Source organism: Flavonifractor sp. An52, from assembly GCF_002159385.1.
In the GTDB taxonomy this organism is placed as follows: Bacteria; Bacillota; Clostridia; order Oscillospirales; family Oscillospiraceae; genus Flavonifractor; species Flavonifractor avicola.
Window position 1 is genome coordinate 1 of sequence record NZ_NFIB01000060.1, and the last position, 4,606, is coordinate 4,606.

Consider the following 4,606-nt stretch of genomic DNA (forward strand, 5'->3'; position numbering starts at 1 on the left):
CCTCAATTGAAAAACTAACTTCCGGTTGGGTGGCCAGTCATGCGGAAGTTAATCTTGCAAAAAGGTACCTGGAAGTAACTCTTACAAACATTTTCCAAGACATTGACATGCTCCCAACGGTAAATTACAATGTAAATGCTTTACCTATGCGCAGGATAGGGCAACGCTGAGGAGCAACCTGAGCGGCACATAGGGTTTGCAGGAAGGCGGCATCTTAACGGATGCTGCCTTTTTTGCTGCCTTCCCGGAAACAAAAGCGATAAACCTCGGGGTTTAAGGGGCAGAGCCCCTTCGTCTTCTCCGAATGGCGGCAGCAGAGAAACGGAGAAAACCATGGCTAAGAATACACATTTGACCCTTAGTGACCGAATCGCCATTGAAGTCGGTCTCAGAGAACAGAAAAGCTTTTCTGCCATTGCAGCAGAATTAGGAAAAGATCCTACAACCATTTCCAAGGAAGTTCGCTCACATATCAAGCTGAAGCAGGCTGGAGGGTACAATCCCTGTGTTGTCCGCAAGGAATGCAAGCACTACGGTGATGTGTGCAATCCCTGTAAGTTTGCTTACGGAAAGTCTTGCAACTCCTGCTATCAGGCGAAATGCTTTGAGACCTGTCCCGACTTCCAGACGGCACACTGCTCCAAGCTGAACAAGCCGCCGTATGTCTGCAACGGATGTCAGCAGCGCAAGGGCTGTAAATTGGAGCGGCACCTTTATGAAGCAAAATTCGCCCAGAAAGAGTATGAGATGACCCGGAGCGAATCCCGACAGGGTTTTGCCGTGACGCCAACTGAGCTTGAGCGAATCGACCGAATCATCTCGCCGCTCATTAAGCAGGGTCAGTCCATTCACCAGATCTGCGTGAATAATGGCGACGAAATCATGTTAGACGAGAGAACCATCTACAATTATGTGGATGCCGGGCTACTGTCTGTGGGAAACATTGATTTACCCAGGAAGGTACGCTATAAGGTGCGCAAAAAGAAGCCTTCTGTACGGGTAGACAAGCAGTGTCACCTGGGCAGGACCTATGAAGATTTTCTGAAATACACCGCAGCCAATCCAGATATTCCGGTCGTGGAAATCGATTCTGTAGAGGGCCGCAAGGGTGGCAAGGTGCTGCTTACAGTGTTCTTCCGCAACTCAACCCTCATGCTGGCCTTTCTGCGGGACAGGAACACGGCACGGTCTGTTACAGAGGTTTTCAACTGGCTGTACGAAACCCTTGGGCACGAGCAATACTGCCGACTGTTTCCCATCATTCTGACGGACAGAGGCAGTGAATTTACCGACCCGGTTTCCATTGAGTGCACCGAACTTGGAGAGGTGCGCAGCAGGGTCTTTTATTGTGATCCTCAGCGTTCCGACCAAAAGGGCAGCTGTGAAGTCACCCACGAATTTATTCGGCGGATTCTTCCCAAAGGTACATCCTTTGACCACCTGCAGCAGAGCGATGTTCTGCTCATGATGAGTCATATTAACTCCTATACGAGAAAGAAGCTGAATAACCAGTCAGCCCACCGGTTGTTCAGCTTCTTATACGGCGAAACCATTCTGCCGTCCCTCGGCATTCAGGAGATCCCCGCAAACGATATCAATCTGACACCCCGACTGCTCAAAAAGTAAAATTAAGCTGCCGCCATTCGCAATAAATCCGATTTCAGGGGTGGAAGTAAATTTTGCAAATTTTGCAAAAACCCTTCGACCTCCACTTGGTATGCTCATTTTTACCCCGGGTGTCTGATCTGTCTCTATGCTAACATACCCGCTGGTAATATTCAATTCCCTTTGCAAGAGTAAATTCTGGTTTCGGCAATGTTTGTAAAATTAACTTCCGGGTTTTTGTTACCTGCCCAACTTATCCGGAATTTAGTCTTGCAAGACTTTTCCGTAACCGGAAGTAAATCGTGCAAACCGGAAGTTACTTTTGCAATCCACCCAGCACGGAAGATTTGGATTGCTTTTGTCAGTATCTGAGCGGTGAGGAGCGCAGTGCGGCCACAATAGAAAAATACCGCAGAGACGTCGCACAGTTCGCGGCCTGGCTTGGAAAAAACAGTTGAAAAAGGAAGCTGGTGTCCGCTGGAAAGCGTTTCTGCTTGCGCAGGGCTGTGAGCCGTCCACCGTCAACGGCAAGCTAACTGCGCTGGACCGTTTTTTGTGCTTTCTCGGCCAGGCAGATTGTAAGGTCAAGCACCTGAAAATACAGCGTCGGCTGTTCCGGAAGGCCGGGCGGGAGCTGACCCGCAGGGAGTATGACCAGCTACTGGCAGCGGCCCGCAGCACAGGCCGGGAGCGGCTAGCCCTGCTGATGGAGAGCATCTGTAGCACTGGCATCCGGGTCAGCGAGGTGCGATACCTCACCGTGGATGCCGCCCGGTGCGGGAAGGTAGAGGTAGCGCTCAAGGGCAAGATCCGCGCCATCCTCTTGCCGGGCAAGCTTTGCCGCAAGCTTCTGAAATATGCCAGAAAAAATAAAATCGCCTCCGGCGAGATCTTTCTCACCAGAAGCGGGACATCTCTCTCCAGAAAACAGATATGGAGAGAGATGAAAGGGCTGTGCCAGCGGGCGGGAGTGGCACCTACCAAGGTATTCCCTCACAACCTGCGGCATCTGTTCGCCCGGACGTTTTACCAGGCATGCCGGGATGTGGTAAAGCTGGCCGATGTGCTGGGCCATTCTTCCATCGGGACCACTCGCATCTATCTTCTTTCCACGGGAGCGGAGCACGCCAAAGTGCTGGAGCAACTGCGTCTCATATCATAAGGAGACAAAATTGATATTCTGACGCACATCCGCTCCACAGCTTACTTCTAATTTGTCTGCGGGCCAGCATTCAGGCCGACATGTCGGCTTGAGGGGCCACAAAATTGTGGTTTTGTGCGCAAAAAAGTGGCCGTCAGTACATCTCTCGCACTGACGGGCTAATCTATTATGCCTGGTATGGAAATTATAGTTGTTTTCTTAAAATTATTATTGCCTTTTAAAGCGTAGTGAGCTAAAATAAAGAACAAGAAATGGAAATCTTTATTTCCATCGACTGGCCCGTGCGTCAGAATATCAATTTTGTCCACAAAAGGGGGGGTAATGCTCCGGCTCCGCACTGTGCCCCGATAAACAGCGCAACAAGAAATCAACATAATAGGAGTGAGTAGAAACATGAAGAAGAAACTATTGGCTATTGCAACTTGCCTGTGTATGCTGACATCTCTTCTGCCCGCCGTGGCGATGGCCGCCGAGTACTCGGATACCGCCGGGCACTGGGCAGAGGAGAGCATCGCCCGCTGGAGCGACGCGGGTGTAGTTCAGGGCTCCAACGGCCAGTTCAACCCAGAGGGCATGATGACCCGGGCGGAGGCTGCCCAGGTATTCGCTAATCTGTTGAAGCTGACTGGTAAGGCCGACCTCAGCGCCTATACTGATGTTGCTGCTGACGCCTGGTATGCCGATGCGTTTGCCGCCTGTGTGGCACAGGGCATCATGAATGGTGTTGCAGCCGATCAGATGGATCCCACCGGCACTGTGACCCGTGAGATGTTCTTTGTGATGTTTGCCCGTGCGCTGGGCATTAAGGAGGAGAGCAGCCTGAATGGCAGCTTTGCCGACTCCTCCGAGATTTCTTCCTGGGCCAAGGGCTATGTGTACGCCCTCGTCAACAACGGCTATGTAAACGGCACTTCTGCCGGTGACATAGCCCCCAAGCTGAACATCAACCGCGCCAGCGTGATGGCCCTTTTGGACCAGACTATCGCTTATTATGTGGTCAAGAACGGCACTGTTGAACTGAAGGAGAGCGGCGTTGTGCTGGTTCTGGCTGACAATGTGACGCTCACCGGCGACGCGGATGCCACCGTGGTGGTGGCTGCCGAGGGCGCCAAGGTGTCCATGAAGGGCTACACCGGCGACGCCACTGTGAGCGTGGTGGCCGACGATGTGGCGCTGACCAACGTTCCCGCGGGCGTGGCGGTCCTGGCTGTTGAGGGTACCGACGGCGTGACGGTGAACGGCAAGACGGTCACCGCCGGCACCGACTACACTGTTCCCAGCCAGAGCTCCGGCGGTTCTTCCTCCGGCGGCGGTGGCGGCGGCGGTAGCGGTAGCGTAACTCCTACCCCTGACCCCGATCCTGATCCTGATCCCGGCGATGGCCCCGAGATCGATAACCCCGAGGCCGATGACCCTGAGGCTGACGACCCTGAGGCTGACGACCCCGAGGCTGATGACCCCGAGGCTGACGACCCCGAGGCTGATGACCCCGAAGCTGACGACCCCGAGGCTGATAACCCCGAAGCTGATAACCCCGAAGCTGATAACCCTGAGGACCAGGATCAGCCTGAGTCCGAGGATGAAGAAGCTGAGTCCGGTAACTCTCAGGGCAGCGGTAGCGGTTCCAGCACTGTTGAGGAAGTCATCTAAGCGACCTGTACCCCTAGCGACCCTAGCACACATAAGCAGGGCGGCGGCTTGAAGCCGCCGCCCTTTTATCATTCAGTCCAATGGTATGAAGTCAAGTAGGTGATGCAAGAAAATTTCAAATGGGAATGAGTAAAAAGGACCATGTAGGCAGGAAAAAGACAACGCCAATCCAAGCCCTGTCCCTGAGTT

General features: G+C 53.1%; 4 protein-coding genes. All 4 read left to right on the forward strand.

The annotated features are described in order from the left end of the window. The first annotated feature begins 333 nt into the window (after positions 1–333). The 4 genes from B5G06_RS13620 (at position 334) to B5G06_RS13630 (ending at position 4,417) form a co-directional block, all read left to right on the forward strand. Entirely contained in the window at positions 334–1,626 is a 1,293-nt protein-coding gene (locus tag B5G06_RS13620) for an IS30 family transposase (protein ID WP_087189593.1), read from the forward strand. A gap of 281 nt (positions 1,627–1,907) precedes the next feature. Continuing rightward, positions 1,908–2,063, forward strand: a complete 156-nt coding sequence (locus B5G06_RS14615) for a site-specific integrase (protein WP_343286369.1) — start codon at positions 1,908–1,910, stop codon at positions 2,061–2,063. Beyond that, positions 2,060–2,767, forward strand: coding sequence for a tyrosine-type recombinase/integrase (locus tag B5G06_RS13625; protein WP_143382760.1), 708 nt, complete (start codon positions 2,060–2,062; stop codon positions 2,765–2,767). Before B5G06_RS14615 ends, B5G06_RS13625 begins: the two co-directional genes overlap by 4 nt. Before the next feature lie 393 nt (positions 2,768–3,160). Continuing rightward, positions 3,161–4,417 (forward strand): S-layer homology domain-containing protein, encoded by a 1,257-nt coding sequence (locus tag B5G06_RS13630; RefSeq protein WP_087189594.1) that lies wholly within the window; start codon positions 3,161–3,163, stop codon positions 4,415–4,417. Positions 4,418–4,606: the final 189 nt, after the last annotated feature.

Bases quoted from the DNA above. Each gene is read 5' to 3' on its own strand.
- B5G06_RS13620 (WP_087189593.1), top strand. From the start codon at position 334: ATGGCTAAGAATACACATTTGACCCTTAGTGACCGAATCGCCATTGAA.
- B5G06_RS13630 (WP_087189594.1), top strand. From the start codon at position 3,161: ATGAAGAAGAAACTATTGGCTATTGCAACTTGCCTGTGTATGCTGACA.